The sequence below is a fragment of the Bacillus sp. FSL P2-0099 genome (assembly GCF_038007445.1).
Classification (GTDB): Bacteria; Bacillota; Bacilli; order Bacillales; family Bacillaceae_G; genus Bacillus_A; species Bacillus_A mycoides.
In genome coordinates, this window is record NZ_JBBOXE010000001.1 from 3,237,906 (window position 1) to 3,253,854 (window position 15,949).

A 15,949-nucleotide genomic window follows, 5' to 3' on the forward strand; every position below is an offset into this window, starting at 1 on the left:
TATTTTTATACCCGCATAGCTTTTTTTAATTTAAAAGAGGAGTGATTATGGTGGAAATGAAAAATGTAAAAGGGACAAAAGACTATTTACCAGAGGAACAAGTACTACGAAATAAAATTAAAAGAGCTTGTGAAGATACGTTTGAACGTTATGGCTGTAAACCGTTAGAGACACCGACGTTAAATATGTATGAGCTTATGTCTTACAAGTACGGTGGTGGCGATGAAATTTTAAAAGAAATATATACACTTAAGGATCAAGGAAAACGCGATCTTGCCTTACGTTATGATTTAACAATTCCATTCGCAAAAGTCGTGGCGATGAATCCGAACATCCGCCTACCCTTTAAACGCTATGAAATTGGGAAAGTATTTCGAGATGGGCCAATTAAACAAGGAAGATTCCGTGAGTTCATTCAATGTGACGTTGATATAGTCGGTGTAGAATCAGTCATGGCGGAAGCTGAACTCATGAGCATGGCGTTTGAGCTGTTCCGAACGTTAAACTTAGAAGTAACGATCCAATATAATAACCGAAAATTGTTAAACGGTATTCTCCAGTCTATTAACATCCCTACTGAACTAACGAGTGACGTAATTTTATCATTGGATAAAATCGAAAAGATTGGGATTGATGGTGTACGAAAAGATGTATTGGAGCGCGGGATTACTGTAGAAATGGCCGATACAATATGTAATACTGTTTTATCTTGCCTAAAGCTCCCTATAGCCGACTTTAAAGACACTTTCAATAATACACTTGTCGCCGATGGAGTAGAGGAACTACAACAACTACAGCAATACTTACTCGCTCTCGGAATAAATGAAAATACGATATTCAATCCGTTTTTAGCAAGAGGACTCACAATGTATACAGGCACTGTGTATGAAATCTTTCTAAAAGATGGCACGATTACATCTAGCATCGGTAGCGGTGGTCGATACGATAATATTATCGGAGCATTCCGTGGTGATAATATGAACTATCCAACAGTCGGTATTTCATTCGGTTTAGACGTTATTTATACAGCACTATCACAGAAAGAAACCATATCATCTACAGCGGATTTATTTATCATCCCACTCGGGACAGAATTACAATGCTTACAAATTGCCCAGCAATTGCGCTCTACTACTTCTTTAAAAGTCGAACTTGAACTAGCCGGACGTAAATTGAAACGTGCCCTTAATTATGCAAATAAAGAAAACATCCCGTATGTGCTAATAATTGGTGAAGAGGAACTATCTACAGAAACAGTTGTATTGCGTAATATGAAGGAAGGTACTGAAGTGAAGATTCCCCTCTCTTCCTTGGAAAATAACACATTTAATAACTATATATAATAAGCGCCACCCTCATTTGGGTGGTTTTTCTAGTGCATAAATAAAGAGTCATTCAGTTTACATAATATAATTATTGATTTCTATAAATGTAATTTTCAACCATATACAAAAAAAGAGGGCAGATATGCATCTCCCTCTTTTGTCTAACTCTTTTTATTATTATTCTTGTTCTTGCTCGTCCATAATCTTCTCGAACGCCGCAGATACTTTTTCAAATTCCTCGTCATTCTCTATGTATGAGAATTCATTATCTTCTTCTACTTTTAAAAAGAAGATATCAATGTCTTCCTCAGTTTCTGTTTGAATGTCTTCTACAAAGGCAACCGCAATGTATTCTGCACCTTCGACATCCATCGCTCCAAGCACTTCAACTTCCTGTTCTTCATTATTCTCATCGGTAAGACTAAAAATTTCGCCTACTTCAATTGCTTCCATATTCATTCTCCTCCTATCATACTCTAAAAAATAAAACGTTCAAATTGCACACTTACTAACATATCTTTCCATAAAAAAGTTGAATTCATACAGAAAGAACAACAAATTCTTGCTGATTCAGCAAAAGTATTCAACTATAAGGATATCATTTATGAATAGGAATGAACATATTTTAAATGAGATAACTGGATTAATTAATTTAAAATCCTTCTTTAGATTTCCGAAAGACCTCCATGTTCCATAATGGTTCTTTCATATAGGCAGCTGGAATGCCACCTTTCAATCTGTAAGTAAATACTAAAATAGCACCTCCTATCCTGATTCCTTTCCGTACGTTTTTAGGATGAGAGATAAATCCTTCTATATAAACTAAAGAGACTTATGCAGCAATTCCAATACATCTTTCATCGCAAAAGGACCGTCTTTTTTTACATGCTCAGCGAATTCCGAAACGCGACGTAACGTTTTCACACTTTCGATTGGATGCTCTCCTGACGCACTTTCAGCAGAAAGCATAACAGCATTCGTCCCGTCCAGTACAGCTTGAAATACATCTGTCACCTCAGCTCTTGTAGGAATAGAATGATCTACCATAGATTGAAGCATTTGTGTCGCCGTAATGACATATGTATTCGTTCGATTGCACTCACGAATCATCATTTTTTGCAAAAGCGGAATAAATTGATACGGCAATTCCACACCTAAATCTCCCCTTGCGATCATAATGCCATCCGCTTCTTTGCATATGTCTTGAAAATTCTCGATTGCTTCCATCGTTTCTATTTTTGCAATTAAATTTGGGGAAGTTTCTTTATGTTCATGTATAAAACTTCGTATTTCCTTTATATGACTAGGTTTTCGAACGAAAGAACACGCAATAAAATCAACTTCCTCTTCTAAAAGAAATTGAATATCTTTTTTATCTTTCTCCGTAATAGCTGGCAAACTAACAATTGTACCTGGTAAGTTCACCCCTTTATGAGAGGAAATATTGCCACCTGTTTTTATTCTCGTTTCTATTTTTTCCGAACTTATCTTTTCAACGATTAACTCAACTTCTCCATCATTAATAAGAATTCTACTTCCAACTTTTACGTCATTCGCAATCCCCACATAATCAACACTTGCTTCTTCTTTATTCCCTTGCACTGGATTGGTATGTAAAGTAAATAACTCCCCTGCTTCAAGTGTAATTTGTTCCTCTTTCATTTCACCCAATCTTATTTTAGGACCTTGTACATCCCCTAGAATTTTAATAGAATCGTCTAACGATTTTACTAAACGAATGATGTCTTTATGACTTTCATGCGTACCATGTGATAAATTTAACCGAACAATTTTCATACCATTGTTTATTAACTGCGCTAACGTTTCTTCATTATTACTCGCTGGCCCAATTGTACAAACTCGATCAATTGTCATGTCCCCACCATCCTTTTTTTAATGTTTCCCCTAAAATAAAGAGAAGATTCTTTTTATAGGAAAGACCATGTAACTAAGGATGCAAAGAAGTTTTATATGAAGAGAATATTTTGCTGAAGAAGTAGCTTAAATTGAACTTTTCGACTCCATAGTTATTGTTAGTTTCGTTGCAATGGGGTACTACTAATAATAAATCTTGTTTACATACGAACGTTAGATTGGGATATCGAAAACGACCTATGGAGGAACCACAATGACTACTCTTCGAAAAAAAATAATGGGACTAACATTAGCGGGAACGGTAGCACTATTTACATTAGCAACAGGAATCATAATGAACGATAACGAGGTAAAAGCTGAGGCGAAAAAAGCAGGAAAGCAACCTAAAAATGTGATTTTCATGGTTATAGATGGGACAAGTTCTTCTGCTACAACATTAGCCCGGTGGTATAAAGGTTCACCTCTTGCGCTAGATCAAATTGTATCCGGAGGTGTTCGTACATACTCAGCAGAATCGGCTATTACGGACTCTGCACCAGCAGCCACAGCTTTAGCGACAGGAAATAAATCAAATTCAGGCTACGTGGGCGTATTACCTTCTGTTGTGAATTCACCTGGCTTAGAACCAGTGAAAGAAGAATGCAAGTTTCGTCCAGTTGCCAACGTCTTAGAAGGCGCAAAACGTTCCGGCCGCGCGACAGGAATCATTGCTACATCAGAAATTCAACATGCTACTCCGGCTAGTTTCTCTGCCCACCACGTTAACCGTAAAGATTTCGAAGTACTTGGTGAACAGCAAGTGTATCAAAATATAGAAGTTGTATTAGGTGGTGGAAAAGCAGCACTTCAGCCTACGACAAGCAACGGAATTCGTAAAGACAACGAAGATTTAGTAAAAGTGATTCAAGACAAAGGGTACGACTTTGTCGAAACAAAAGATGCGTTATTAAACTCCAAATCAAATAAAATCTGGGGTTCTTTCTCTAATACTGCCCTTGCGTTCGATATGGATCGTAGAATAACCAATCCTAAGCAGCCAACTCTTTCCCAGATGACGAGAAAAGCAATTCAAACATTATCAAAAGATAAAGATGGTTTCTTCTTATTTGTAGAAGGTAGTAAGGCAGATTGGGCAGCACATGCAAATGATCCAATCGGGATGATTAGCGATGTATTGGCATTTGATGATGCAGTTACAGAAGCATTAGAATTTGCGAAGAAAGACGGTAACACTATGGTCATTGCTTTAGCGGATCATGGTAATGGCGGTATTTCCATTGGCAACAGCAATACCACAAAAGGCTATGATACTACACCAGTATCAGCTTACATTGCCCCACTGAAAAAGGCGAAAATGACACTTGAAGGTGCTACAAATAAACTAAAAGATGATTTATCTAATATAAAAGAGGTCGCTGCACTTTACGGTTTAGACGACCTAACTGATAATGAAAAAGAGCTGTTAAAAGCTGCACAAAAGAAAACTGATGTAGGTCCAATCCTTACTAAATTATTGGCCAACCGTGCGAACATCGGTTTTACAACTGGTGGTCATACGGGTGAAGATGTATTCTTATACTCTTACGGTCCTCAAAAGCCATACGGTTTAGTCCAAAATACAGACATTGCGAAAATAATGGCCAAAGCAATGGGCTTTCAATTAGGAGAATTATCTAAGAAATTATTCTTAGATGCTGAAACATCCTTTAAACAAATTGGTGCAACTGTAACGATTGACAAAAAAGATGCACGAAACCCGGTGCTTGTAGTAAAACGCAATAATACGGAGGCCAAATTGTTTGTTAATAAAAGCATTATATATATTGGTGGGAAAGATTATGAATTAGGAGGCATCGTTGTAGAAAGCAACGAGAAATTCTATGTACCTGAAAAAGCACTTCAACTATTCACAAAGCATTCTCGCTAAATTTAAAAACAGACATAAAAAAACGCTATCCTTTCTATAGAAAGGGTAGCGTTTTTTTCGTTATATGGATACAAATTTATCTTATTAAATCCATTCAACAATAGTATCCATAGTTTGTCTTGTTTTATTAAATTTTGGTTCTCCTTTACGGTATCCAAATGCAACCATAACTGATACCTCAAGATTATCATCTTTTAAAATTCCTTCTTGACGAAGTAAAGAATCTACTTTTTCTTTATCGAATCCTTCCATTGGACAAGAATCAATACCGATTTGAGCTGCACTAGTCATCATATTAGCTAAAGCAATATAAGATTGCTTTGATGACCAATCAAATACAGCATGTTCGGAGTCTAACAATTTAAAATCCGATTCTTGGAATTTTTTGAAGAATTCATATCTCATTTTTTGGGCTTCTTCAGGCAATCCAATAATATCTTTCATCATGTGCTGAATATATTCTGCATCATAGTGCATATCTTTGATGTTTCTTGAAAGAACAATGACAAAATGACTTGCTGTTGAAAGTTGCCCACCTGCTCCCCATGAATATGGTAATAGTTTTTCTCTTAATTCTTTATTTTGTACCACAATAAATTTCCAAGGCTCATATCCAAAAGAAGAAGGAGATAATCTTCCTGTTTCTAAAATAAATTTAAAATCATCTTCTGAAATTTTCTTCATAGGATCAAATTCTTTACATGCATGTCTAAAGTTAAAAGCCTCAATAATTTTTTGTTTTGTATTTTGTTTTGTGTTAGTCATAAAAGATCCCCTTTTCATTAAATTATTATTTAACCAAATTATATTTTTAAAGTAACAATGATACAAGTACGCACATTTATGTGCTATAGTATCAAAAAAGATACTATTGTTAAGGGAGAGTCTTTTTATGATTAGTTCAAAAGAAGATGATGTAAATTATCCATTTTTAAATAAATATTCTTGTCCAGTAGAAGCTATCGTCGAGGTTATTGGCGGGAAATGGAAAGGTGTTATTCTTTATCATTTATTAGATGGTAAGAAACGATTTAATGAATTAAAAAGATTAAAACCTAATATCACCCAAAGAATGCTAACACTTCAACTTAGAGAACTTGAAGCAGATGGCATCGTACATCGGGAGGTATATCGTGAAGTACCTCCTAAAGTAGAATATTCGTTAACTGAACTTGGCGAGTCATTACGTCCAATTATCCTTTTAATGATGGAATGGGCGACTAATAATATGGAGCAGGTTTTGGAAAGTAGAGATAACACTAAATAGCATTTAAAACCTGTAATTAGCCATTACAAACAACTCAAAAAAGATTGCCTCTTAGTATACAAGCGATTTTTTTTGAGTAAAAGGATTATTTTGGTCAGATTCTGGAAACGTGTTAATATTCTTCATAAAGGAGGTCTACTGATGAAAAATTTATGGAAGAAAGTTTCTTTAATTGCTTTCATAGTAATTGTCCTTTTAATAATTTTATATTTTTGTGGTATGTCACTTTTCTGGAACCAACCCTAAATTACATTTAAAAATAAGCCCCCCTTGAATAAAATTCAATATTCCGTCAATACTATACATGACATTAGATTTTCTCCTTGTTCCCCCTTGGAGAGTCGGGCAGCTAGCTTTTGTTAGCTGCTTTTTTATTTTCGAATCATTGCCGTCATTACTACTGGTGGTCCATTTGTTCCGTATTTCATAATTTGAGCAATTGATTGTAACTGCTGAATGCCTTCTTCATTATGTTCTCCCTGAACAATTGCTGACGAACAATATAATGGTTGAACAGCCACTGTATGGAGACTCTTCCGCTAAATAAAATTGTGCGACCATTGGAAGTTCTTCTCGTTTACATATTTCTAGGATTTTCTGCGATACTGGTGCAATTTCTTCATCATAAACTTCCTCTTTATCGTACATCTCAATTCATTCTCCTTTTCTACAAAATGAAATTTTTGTAGAAAATAATGAACTTTAAAAACTACTAAATTGCAAATATAAATACAAGGGAGCGTTTTATATGACTCCCTATCAAAAAATATCTTTAATAGTTATCACTCTTTTTTATCATTGTGATGTTCCTTTTAAATGAAGTCTTTATTTCTTAACACCAAACGAAAATGTACAACAAACTAAAAAGGCCTACTCACTCGAGTAGGCTTTTGAAACTATGAAAGCTTCGTTAATAATTGATTTAAATCTTTTTTCGTTTTCGTCGTTAATGACTTCATTTTATTAATATCGATCTTTTCTTTCTCCGCTCCTACAATTAACGGATACATACTTTGGCCAATTGTTTTATATTCAGTCGGATGTGATGCTTCTAACTCTTTTTCAATGACATCCCACTTCTCATTAATTTGTTTTCCAAGTTTATTAACTGTTTCTAATTTAGGATTTGCAGCTAATTGCTTGTCCAAGCTTTCAATTAATGTAACGACTTCTTTTACATTTGTTTTCACAGCGACGCTTTTCTTCGGATCTTTCGTTGTTTTTCCGTTATTGTTTGTACTTGTACTTTGATCTGTTGTTTTTCCGTTGTTGTTTGTACTTGTACTTTGATCTGTTGTTTTTCCGCTAGTAGTTTGATCATTCGTTTTTCCTGTCGTTTCTTTTTCTTTTGTTGTTTTGCCGTTACTTTCTGTTCCTGATGATTCCTTTGTATTTTTTGCATCCTTATCTGTTTTTTCATTCGAAGAAGTATTTGTGTCTTTTTCAGTATCTTTCGTTGTTTTTGACGCTTCATCTGCACTTGTCGTTTTCGATTGCTCTTCATTTTGTGCAGTTGCCTGATCCTTCTTCGCTGCATCTTTATCTGTGGAGGTACTACAAGCTGCCATTGTAAGCATTGTACCAATTGCTACTGATGCGATAGCGACCTTTTTCATTTTCATAAAAATCCCCCTATGTTTACAATTTTATCCTTCTCTTTACGATTCTATTTCCCCTTAAAAAATCCCTTTTCATACGAATCACCATCTTTCCGACAGTAATCTTCATAATAATACGTACAAAAAACGATAAATTTATTTTAATATTCGAGTTTTTTCTACTACATTTTCCTCCTCTGTAGCAAAAGAAAAAGAATATGTTGTCACATGAAGATTTACAATCTACAAATGACAACATACTCCCCTATCAATTTTTTATCTTTCTTGACATTTTATTTATACAAAAAACTAAATAATTACTAATTTTTTTATTTCTCAACAATTGTTAACATAGTATTTTTATGAATAACCACCGTTCGAATGAATGACTTGCCCAGTAACCCACTTCGCTTCTTCACTTACTAAAAAAGCAATTAAGCGTGCCGCATCCACCGGTTCTCCAACTCTTCCTTGCGGGAATTTCCATACTAAATGATGCTGTAATTCCTCTGTAATCCATCCTGTATTCGTTGGTCCTGGATCAACAGCATTGACTGTAATCCCCTTCTCCATAGCAATTGGTGCAACTGACTTTGTAAATGCTTCTATTGCTCCTTTCGTTGCTACGTATGCTAGTTCATCTGGCATCGGGCCTAATGACTGCCCAGAAGTAAGATTTATAATACTTCCACTCGTTTTAAGTGAAAAATGTTTAATAAATAATGAACTTAATAGCATAGGAGCACGAACATTAACCGTATAATGTTTATCTAGCTGTTCTACATCTAACTCTTCAATTTTCGTAGGAGTATAATACGCCGCATTATTAATAAGAATAGATGGATCCCCTAAACGTTCTGATACCATATACAATACACGATTAGGCGAATAAGACTGCGATAAGTTGATTTCTGCCATTTCACATCGAACGCCGTAACTTTCAATTTCCTTTTTCAACAAAAAGGGCTCTTGATCATTCATTCCCCATGGCATCGCTTTATCATACCGAGGCCAGTACGTGAAAAAAATGTCTATCCCATTTTGAGCAAGCACCTTGCATACAGCTGCACCAATTCCATTCAGACGAGTTGCCCCTGTTACAATTGCTATTTTCTTCACCTTTTCTCCTCCATCTATGGATAAATCCCCTGCACGAATACAGAGGATCTACCTTTTTAATTAATATTTGACAATATACGCTCAGCGCCTAATTTTAAAATTTTAATAAAGATATAATTTACAATCGTAAACATTACAAATAAAACGATAAACATAATCCAAAGTCCTACTTGAAGGAAGAAGTATAATACACTTACACCCGCTACAATAACTAAAGCTATTAAGATATTAGCTAAAAAATTCCACAAAGTTGTATATCGACTTTTAAATAATTTCTGTTCTGTATCCCAATGAATATCTGCAGTTTGTGCATCCCAGCGTGTACCGATTAAATTAATTAACAATAAACCGTTCGCACTTAGTAAGAACCAAAGTATCATGAAGACTGGCGAAATACCTGCTACAAATGCCATTGTAATACCGAATACTCCTAAAATGACTACATTAATTAACCAGGCCGTTATCGCTTTCGCAAAAAAGATATCCGAAGCCTTTACTGGTAAGTAGCGATTAACAAACCAAGAGCTTCCATCTCGTGAGAATGACGTTGTTGCAATAACGTTACTCCCCATTAAAAATAAGGATGCACAAAGGCCAACACCAATTGCGAAACCTGCTGATTCTGGATTATCAATATACCCTGTAATCCATTTTAAATTTCCATCTTGTACAAACAAAACAAAGAACAGCATAATTGGCATAACGAAAGTTTGCACAATACAATTTAAGAAAAATTGTGGCGTGCGGAATAACGTTTTAAATTCTTTTTTCACATATGCTTTTAAATGAGAACTTTGTACTGTTGATTTCTGTAAGCCTTCTGCTGAAATTACCTCTTTCTTTGCTGTACTCGTTGAAAGTCCAATAACCCCTTTTAAATATGTACGCTCTGCAATGTAATAAAACAAACCGAAAAATGCGATAGAAATAAGAATATATATTAGTACGTATAATATTCCCTTCCACGATGCATTTTCTACTAATCCCATTGCACCAAAATATGTAGTCGGAAAATAATTTGTCATTTGTATAAAAAGGGAGGATTGATTATTTGTAAGATAATTCGCAACTGAATCTCCAGCTCCAGATACTGCACTTTTATTTCTCCATTGCATAAATACATTGATTCCGACGATAAATAGTATACTTACGATTCCAATAAATATACTTCCTCGATCTTTATTTTTCGCTATATTCGTATACCTCATAATAATTGTCATAATTAACGAAGCTAAAACTAGCGGAATGATCGGGAAGAATAAGTAAATGACAATCATATAAATGTAATATGTAATGAAAGCCCCACTCTTTAAACCGTAAGTAATAAAGATAGGCAATAAAATAAACGAGCTCATTACGTATTGTGTAATTAACACTGTAAAGAACTTTGCCGAAATAATTTGCGCTGGTTTTAACGGTAACGGTAGCAACATTTCAACATCATTACTATAGTAAAACACTGTTAAAATGTTCATAATACTCATCAAAAATACCCATATACTAGCAACTGCTAATCCCATCGCAATAACAATTCCTGGATCCTGTCCGAGGTGTATCATTCCTTCATATATTCCATGGGTCATCGAACCGAATATTAAAAAACCTACAAATAAAATGGCTGCAAATGAAAATAAATACGCCCATCTTTTCTTTTTATCTGTTATGAAATCTGCATAATTTAATTTCAATAATACTTTCGTTAACGTCCAAATTTTACTCATTGCCCGTCATCTCCAAGAACATTTTTTCAAGTGATTCATTGGATTCAAAATGATCTCTCATTTCATTTAAATTCCCTTTAAACTGAAGATTTCCCTTATTAATAATCGCGACGCGGTCACATATTTTTTCAGCTACTTCTAATACGTGTGTCGAGAAAAATACAATCTTCCCTTTATCAGCATGTTCTCTCATCATTTCTTTTAAAATATATGCAGATTTCGGATCAAGACCTGTTAACGGTTCATCTAAAATCCACACATCTGGTTCATGTACGAGCACACCGATAATAACAATCTTTTGTCTCATACCGTGTGAATAACTTTGAATTTGATCAGATAAAGCATTGTACAGATCAAACTTCTTCGCTAATGACTCTATTCGTTCTTGTCTTACTTCCTTCGGTACTTCATACATATCAGCCATAAAGTTTAAATATTCAATCCCTTTTAATCGTAAAAACATATCCGGGCTATCTGGAACATAGCCAAATGTTTTCTTCGCTTCCATCGGATTTTTCATAATATCTTTACCGTTGATTGTAATGGTTCCTTTGTCCACCCCATGAATACCAGTAATCATCTTAATTGTCGTTGATTTACCCGCACCATTCGGTCCTAAAAACCCAAAGATTTCTCCGCTCGGTACAGATAAACTTAAATCTTTTACTGCATAGGTAGATCCATTATAACTTTTTGACACATTCAAAATTTCGATCATTACATCCAATCCTTTCCTTAATTACCAATTAACTATATTAACATTATAGCATACTTATATTTATAGATTTTTACATTTTTCAGTTTTTTTAACCTTTAAAATAAATATAAACTCCTAATCCAACAATTAAAACAACAGCTAGTATTATATAAATCATCGTAAGTCGTTTAATATTTCCTTTTGTCGCTTTACTATAATTCGCATCACCATTTCGCCCAATTAACACCGTTCCAATTACAGTAATAACTACAAGTAATATAACGATCATTATCCCAGTTAACATTTCGTCCTCCCCCTCCTTACATCCATTTTACGATATTTCCCTTTTTATTTTACAGAATATTTAACCTTTTTTACTATTATTATGAAATAAATCGCAAAACTATTATTACTATGAATTTCCATATGTGATATATTTATAACATATAGTGATTTATCCCGCATTAACTGGCAGTAAGACTCCCACCTCAAATTTCGGCTGGAGCAAAGAAGTTAGGTGGGAGCCCTGCTGCCCGTAAACGCCCGATTGGTGAAGGCTAATAATCAGTGGGGGATGAACACCCCCCACTGATTAAAGTTTCACTTTATTTCTAACATCGAAAGGAGAATCTATCATGAAAACGACTTGGATAAAATATTTAGGATTTCTCGGTTTCTTTGGGTTTCTCGGATTTTTTTATGAAAAAGGATTGTTTACTATGTTTTGTTTCTTCTCCTTTTTCACGACGTATAGAAAAGTTCAACACGATGAACTATTTGAACAAATCGTCAATAAATCTTGCCGCAACGCCTTTATCATTACGTTATTAACTACCGCTATCATTATCTTTATTGAAATGTTATTTCCGAATCCTACACTACAAGAGATTGATATTGCTCTTATTTTCAGCACACTCATTCTTACATTCGGATTCTCTACCTTCTTTTACGATAAACCAGTTGATGAAATGGAAGATGCACCATGGCGTTCGTAACGAAGATAAAAGAATACCGTGCCAAAGTACATATGACGCAGGAAGATTTAGCGAAAAAGGTTGGTGTACGTCGTGAAACGATTAGCCATCTTGAAAAAGGAAAGTATAACCCTTCCTTACAGCTTGCTCACGATATAGCAAGGGCACTACATAGTACGATTGATGAGGTTTTTATTTTTGAGGATTAATAAAGAGCACCAAGTTTAATATATAATACTGAATCGTGAGCGGAAAACATATCAACAAAACCACAGCCTAGATGCATAGTGCTCTCCTTTCAAATTTGATAGGTTCTTCTCTTATCTAGTTTACTTTTTACACATTAAAAAAGAGCGAATCTATATTCGCTCTTTTCCACATATTTATGGCGTAAAGCTTATCATCCAACCTAGTATAAATCCAAATACAGCAAACAGTAACATAAAAACAAATAAACTACATGCCCACAATGCATATTTTCGACTTTTGCTTTTTGTGAGCATGCCTACGACTGAACACATCAATCCAGCTCCAACTATTTCTCGAAAACCTTCGCCTATAAATATTTCTTGAATAAGCAATGTAATGTTCAAATACAATAACGCTAGAAAGGCAATAATTAATGAAATAATACCCATCCACGTTTCCTGTTTATAAATATGACTCTTTCTTTTTTTTAAGAATGCCAATTCCATAATCTCGCTTCACCTACTTTCAAGTTTCTAACTTTTTCATGGCTCATCAATTTTTCAACTTCTCCTTTAGGTCCAGTTACAACTGCCCCGTATGTTTTCATCCCATTTTTTTCAAGGAAAGAAATGCGCTGTGACAACTCTAATGTTTTCGCTCTAGATAGCTTCACCGCTAAATCTTCATGCTTCCGTAATGACTTTAACACATCAATAAATTGTTCCTCATGAGGTGAGTCACTTAAAAAAGGACCACTTGGACTTGAAATCATATCTGCTGGAAAACCGATTGGGGCAACATACTGACCCTCATCATTCTTTTGCTTCTCCTCTAATCCTGTATTCACGGCATACCAAACGATATCAATAGTAGGAAACGTATCCGTTACCTCTTGTACACTTAATAATTCTCTAAAAGATACAAATGCTTCTACAACAGATTCTTGTGGAAGACCTTTTAATACCTGAGCTTCCTCGCTACTATTATAAGACACATTATAATTATTAGGATGAGATAATACCTCGTTATCTATATATGGGACTTCCGGAATTTTTTCATCTGTTGTATATTCACGGCTTACTTTCGTTGCTCTACTTAATAAATAATCTGTTTTCTCTTCTCCTATTCGAATATCTTTCTTTCCTACCCTTTTATACAAATCAAAATGCAATTGTAAACTAAGCGGTAACAATGTTTGCTCCATGTCCCTTTCTTTCATAAATACATTAGGTTCTGTTACACTTAATGTTTGATTTACTACATTCCGTATCTCCATCGCGTTTGTAGGTGCCAATGTATAATATAAAAGTGTAGATATATATAAAATAGGTTGAATAAGTAATAAAAAAGTAAATACAATCAACACATTCGTAATTCGAGCTCTTTTTTTACCTATTTTCAACACTTGCTGCTGTTTTCCATCAGGAAGTGAATCTGGTCTTTGATGAAGAGCTTCTTGTAACAATTCTTTATAATCATCTTGTTCAGAATGAGGTTTATCATTTGTCATTTTGACTCTTTTCCTCCTTTAACAATTCTTTTAATCTCTTTCTCCCACGAAATATGTGACTTTTATAAGTATTTACCTTTAAATCTAATACAGTAGCACCCTCTTCGTACGTTAATTGATGTACGTCACATAATAAAATAGCTTGTGCCTCTACCACTGGTAAAGTATGAATAATCTGAATTAATTTTTCATAACTATTTTTTGCGACTACATACTCTTCTGTAGATTCCCCTGCTTGTATTGTCTCTAATTCCTCCGTTCCTACAAAAGCTACTTTTTTCTCTTTCCTTACAAAATCAATAAACGTATGATATGCCACTTTAAAAAGCCATGATTTTACCTTTTGGTTTTCATAGTCTTCTAGGTAAAGATACGCCCGATAAAAAGTCTCCTGCATCAAGTCCTCCGCTACGTGATGGCTACGAGAAAGGGAAAATAAATACCGGTACACATCGTTTATATAAACCTTATATATTTCTTCAATTTCCATCCCCCTCCTCCTTTCATATATAACACGAATAAGCGTGTTATAAAGTTGCATTATTTTTTCCTTTTTATATTTTTTATTTATTAAAAAAGAAATAACATTTATACATTTTAATAACTATTTACAATTATAAACAAAATATGAGATGTTATAACTGTAAATTCCTAAAAAAAGAAAAGCGACAAAATGCAATCTTCACACCAGAACCACATAAAAAATACCGGTATCCTTCCCATGAAGAATACCAGTACTTTTCATTTATCACCCATACAAAACCGCATGAAATACACCTAACAGTAAGTATTGATCCTCTATATAATCCTCATCATATACATCCATCTCGATATAATACATATCTTCCTCAAGACGAATATTCCAATCTGCGATTACATAGCCGTTTCGTAATAATTTTCCAAGCCCAATTGAAGTTTTGTGAACAACATATTCTTCTGTCTTATATGTAAAAGTAAATAAGAAATTTGCATCTAATAACTTTCCGTCACATACAAGTATTTCATGCTCTGCATCATTATTATCGATGTACGTTACTAAAATCCTTCTTTGACGCTGCCTACTTACATCCTTTGCAATGACGCGAATATTGTTCTTACTATCCTTTATTTCATAAATGATATTACTACCGACTTTCGGAATGAAGTCTAGCACTTTCATCAACGTATTTTTATAATAGCCCCGTACTGCGCCTACTCCTTCGCTTCCATTGTAAACCTCTATCGAAGTCGTATCCGCTTTACTATCACACAGTCGTTTATAAGAAAGCTGCATCATTCGCTCTCCTCTTAAGTACTGATCAAACGTCACAGGATATCCTATCGCGCGCAGTTCCTTATTTAGCTCATATAAATAGCGTTGAACGCTCTCTACTAATGTTGTAGTTGATATACGCTCTTGAAGTTCAAATTGCTGCCAACTGGAAAAAACTCTCCACTGATCTTCCTCTTCATATACGAATCCGAGAATTACTTCCTCACGGTCACTCGTTTCATAATTCAATTGTTCTTTCTGTCCATGTTGCACTTGTTCCATCCACTGTCCTAAATAAATGCCAAGCTCTGCAACCTTCATGCATGACTTCTGAAAAAATACGCTGTCACTCACGCGAATTGTTAAATCCCCTTCAATAAAGCCATTTGCATACGCGGCATACCGTGGCTCATCCTTCTGCGGGATAGCCTTGTCTAACTCAAATAAAAACGTTAACATCCTTCACTCACCTCTAGTTGTTACACAGCTCATACA

At 34.7% G+C, this 15,949-nt stretch carries 18 protein-coding genes; 5 read left to right on the plus strand and 13 right to left on the minus strand.

The window, feature by feature from the left end; genetic code table 11:
- Positions 1-47: 47 nt before the first annotated feature.
- Positions 48-1,343, plus strand: a complete 1,296-nt coding sequence (locus tag MKY90_RS16640; protein ID WP_078422365.1) for a histidine--tRNA ligase — start codon at positions 48-50, stop codon at positions 1,341-1,343.
- A 159-nt stretch (positions 1,344-1,502) separates the two neighbouring features.
- Here the strand turns inward: MKY90_RS16640 and MKY90_RS16645 are convergent, their stop codons facing one another.
- Positions 1,503-1,784 (minus strand): DUF1292 domain-containing protein, encoded by a 282-nt coding sequence (locus MKY90_RS16645; protein ID WP_002013967.1) that lies wholly within the window; start codon positions 1,782-1,784, stop codon positions 1,503-1,505.
- Between the two features lie 363 nt (positions 1,785-2,147).
- Complete coding sequence (locus MKY90_RS16650) at positions 2,148-3,200, minus strand: pyruvate kinase (protein WP_098168888.1); 1,053 nt, start codon at positions 3,198-3,200, stop codon at positions 2,148-2,150.
- A gap of 253 nt (positions 3,201-3,453) precedes the next feature.
- Here MKY90_RS16650 and MKY90_RS16655 point away from each other — a divergent pair, with 253 nt between their 5' ends.
- Positions 3,454-5,127, plus strand: coding sequence for an alkaline phosphatase (locus MKY90_RS16655; protein WP_098168887.1), 1,674 nt, complete (start codon positions 3,454-3,456; stop codon positions 5,125-5,127).
- An 84-nt stretch (positions 5,128-5,211) separates the two neighbouring features.
- Here the strand turns inward: MKY90_RS16655 and MKY90_RS16660 are convergent, their stop codons facing one another.
- Positions 5,212-5,892, minus strand: a complete 681-nt coding sequence (locus MKY90_RS16660) for an NAD(P)H-dependent oxidoreductase (protein WP_098168886.1) — start codon at positions 5,890-5,892, stop codon at positions 5,212-5,214.
- 127 nt (positions 5,893-6,019) lie between these two features.
- On the opposite strand from MKY90_RS16660, the gene MKY90_RS16665 reads away from it, so the two are divergent.
- Complete coding sequence (locus tag MKY90_RS16665) at positions 6,020-6,394, plus strand: winged helix-turn-helix transcriptional regulator (protein WP_078185441.1); 375 nt, start codon at positions 6,020-6,022, stop codon at positions 6,392-6,394.
- Between the two features lie 371 nt (positions 6,395-6,765).
- Here MKY90_RS16665 and MKY90_RS16670 read toward each other — a convergent pair whose 3' ends face one another.
- From MKY90_RS16670 to MKY90_RS16695, 6 genes are all read right to left on the minus strand, one after another.
- Positions 6,766-6,915 carry a hypothetical protein gene (locus MKY90_RS16670; RefSeq protein WP_165689474.1) on the minus strand — a complete coding sequence of 50 codons (150 nt, stop codon included), beginning with the start codon at positions 6,913-6,915 and terminating at the stop codon, positions 6,766-6,768.
- A 375-nt stretch (positions 6,916-7,290) separates the two neighbouring features.
- A complete protein-coding gene (locus MKY90_RS16675; protein ID WP_002185367.1) occupies positions 7,291-8,016 on the minus strand; it encodes a hypothetical protein in 726 nt (241 codons plus the stop codon).
- Positions 8,017-8,352: 336 nt separating this feature from the next.
- Complete coding sequence (locus MKY90_RS16680) at positions 8,353-9,111, minus strand: SDR family oxidoreductase (protein ID WP_098167812.1); 759 nt, start codon at positions 9,109-9,111, stop codon at positions 8,353-8,355.
- Between the two features lie 56 nt (positions 9,112-9,167).
- Entirely contained in the window at positions 9,168-10,832 is a 1,665-nt protein-coding gene (locus MKY90_RS16685) for a putative ABC transporter permease subunit (protein WP_002167957.1), read from the minus strand.
- Positions 10,825-11,550, minus strand: coding sequence for an ABC transporter ATP-binding protein (locus MKY90_RS16690; protein ID WP_002033261.1), 726 nt, complete (start codon positions 11,548-11,550; stop codon positions 10,825-10,827). Before MKY90_RS16690 ends, MKY90_RS16685 begins: the two co-directional genes overlap by 8 nt.
- An 88-nt stretch (positions 11,551-11,638) precedes the next feature.
- Complete coding sequence (locus tag MKY90_RS16695; protein WP_002142517.1) at positions 11,639-11,833, minus strand: hypothetical protein; 195 nt, start codon at positions 11,831-11,833, stop codon at positions 11,639-11,641.
- A gap of 331 nt (positions 11,834-12,164) precedes the next feature.
- Between MKY90_RS16695 and MKY90_RS16700 the strand changes: the two genes are divergently transcribed.
- On the plus strand, positions 12,165-12,524 hold the full coding sequence (locus tag MKY90_RS16700; protein WP_002128288.1) for a DUF3796 domain-containing protein: 360 nt from the start codon (positions 12,165-12,167) through the stop codon (positions 12,522-12,524).
- Positions 12,512-12,712 carry a helix-turn-helix transcriptional regulator gene (locus MKY90_RS16705; protein ID WP_002084410.1) on the plus strand — a complete coding sequence of 67 codons (201 nt, stop codon included), beginning with the start codon at positions 12,512-12,514 and terminating at the stop codon, positions 12,710-12,712. Before MKY90_RS16700 ends, MKY90_RS16705 begins: the two co-directional genes overlap by 13 nt.
- A gap of 174 nt (positions 12,713-12,886) precedes the next feature.
- Here MKY90_RS16705 and MKY90_RS16710 read toward each other — a convergent pair whose 3' ends face one another.
- The 4 genes from MKY90_RS16710 to MKY90_RS16725 form a co-directional block, all read right to left on the minus strand.
- Positions 12,887-13,198 carry a hypothetical protein gene (locus tag MKY90_RS16710; RefSeq protein WP_098167811.1) on the minus strand — a complete coding sequence of 104 codons (312 nt, stop codon included), beginning with the start codon at positions 13,196-13,198 and terminating at the stop codon, positions 12,887-12,889.
- Complete coding sequence (locus MKY90_RS16715) at positions 13,180-14,202, minus strand: anti-sigma factor (protein WP_098167810.1); 1,023 nt, start codon at positions 14,200-14,202, stop codon at positions 13,180-13,182. Before MKY90_RS16715 ends, MKY90_RS16710 begins: the two co-directional genes overlap by 19 nt.
- Complete coding sequence (locus tag MKY90_RS16720) at positions 14,192-14,692, minus strand: sigma-70 family RNA polymerase sigma factor (protein WP_002066381.1); 501 nt, start codon at positions 14,690-14,692, stop codon at positions 14,192-14,194. Before MKY90_RS16720 ends, MKY90_RS16715 begins: the two co-directional genes overlap by 11 nt.
- Positions 14,693-14,950: 258 nt before the next feature.
- Positions 14,951-15,913 (minus strand): tubby C-terminal domain-like protein, encoded by a 963-nt coding sequence (locus MKY90_RS16725; protein ID WP_002185363.1) that lies wholly within the window; start codon positions 15,911-15,913, stop codon positions 14,951-14,953.
- Positions 15,914-15,949: the final 36 nt, after the last annotated feature.

Bases quoted from the DNA above. Each gene is read 5' to 3' on its own strand.
- MKY90_RS16665 (WP_078185441.1), top strand. From the start codon at position 6,020: ATGATTAGTTCAAAAGAAGATGATGTAAATTATCCATTTTTAAATAAA.
- MKY90_RS16675 (WP_002185367.1), bottom strand. From the start codon at position 8,016: ATGAAAATGAAAAAGGTCGCTATCGCATCAGTAGCAATTGGTACAATG.
- MKY90_RS16690 (WP_002033261.1), bottom strand. From the start codon at position 11,550: ATGATCGAAATTTTGAATGTGTCAAAAAGTTATAATGGATCTACCTAT.
- MKY90_RS16650 (WP_098168888.1), bottom strand. From the start codon at position 3,200: ATGACAATTGATCGAGTTTGTACAATTGGGCCAGCGAGTAATAATGAA.
- MKY90_RS16695 (WP_002142517.1), bottom strand. From the start codon at position 11,833: ATGTTAACTGGGATAATGATCGTTATATTACTTGTAGTTATTACTGTA.
- MKY90_RS16685 (WP_002167957.1), bottom strand. From the start codon at position 10,832: ATGAGTAAAATTTGGACGTTAACGAAAGTATTATTGAAATTAAATTAT.
- MKY90_RS16715 (WP_098167810.1), bottom strand. From the start codon at position 14,202: ATGACAAATGATAAACCTCATTCTGAACAAGATGATTATAAAGAATTG.
- MKY90_RS16645 (WP_002013967.1), bottom strand. From the start codon at position 1,784: ATGAATATGGAAGCAATTGAAGTAGGCGAAATTTTTAGTCTTACCGAT.
- MKY90_RS16705 (WP_002084410.1), top strand. From the start codon at position 12,512: ATGGCGTTCGTAACGAAGATAAAAGAATACCGTGCCAAAGTACATATG.
- MKY90_RS16640 (WP_078422365.1), top strand. From the start codon at position 48: ATGGTGGAAATGAAAAATGTAAAAGGGACAAAAGACTATTTACCAGAG.
- MKY90_RS16655 (WP_098168887.1), top strand. From the start codon at position 3,454: ATGACTACTCTTCGAAAAAAAATAATGGGACTAACATTAGCGGGAACG.
- MKY90_RS16710 (WP_098167811.1), bottom strand. From the start codon at position 13,198: ATGGAATTGGCATTCTTAAAAAAAAGAAAGAGTCATATTTATAAACAG.
- MKY90_RS16700 (WP_002128288.1), top strand. From the start codon at position 12,165: ATGAAAACGACTTGGATAAAATATTTAGGATTTCTCGGTTTCTTTGGG.
- MKY90_RS16725 (WP_002185363.1), bottom strand. From the start codon at position 15,913: ATGTTAACGTTTTTATTTGAGTTAGACAAGGCTATCCCGCAGAAGGAT.
- MKY90_RS16720 (WP_002066381.1), bottom strand. From the start codon at position 14,692: ATGGAAATTGAAGAAATATATAAGGTTTATATAAACGATGTGTACCGG.
- MKY90_RS16660 (WP_098168886.1), bottom strand. From the start codon at position 5,892: ATGACTAACACAAAACAAAATACAAAACAAAAAATTATTGAGGCTTTT.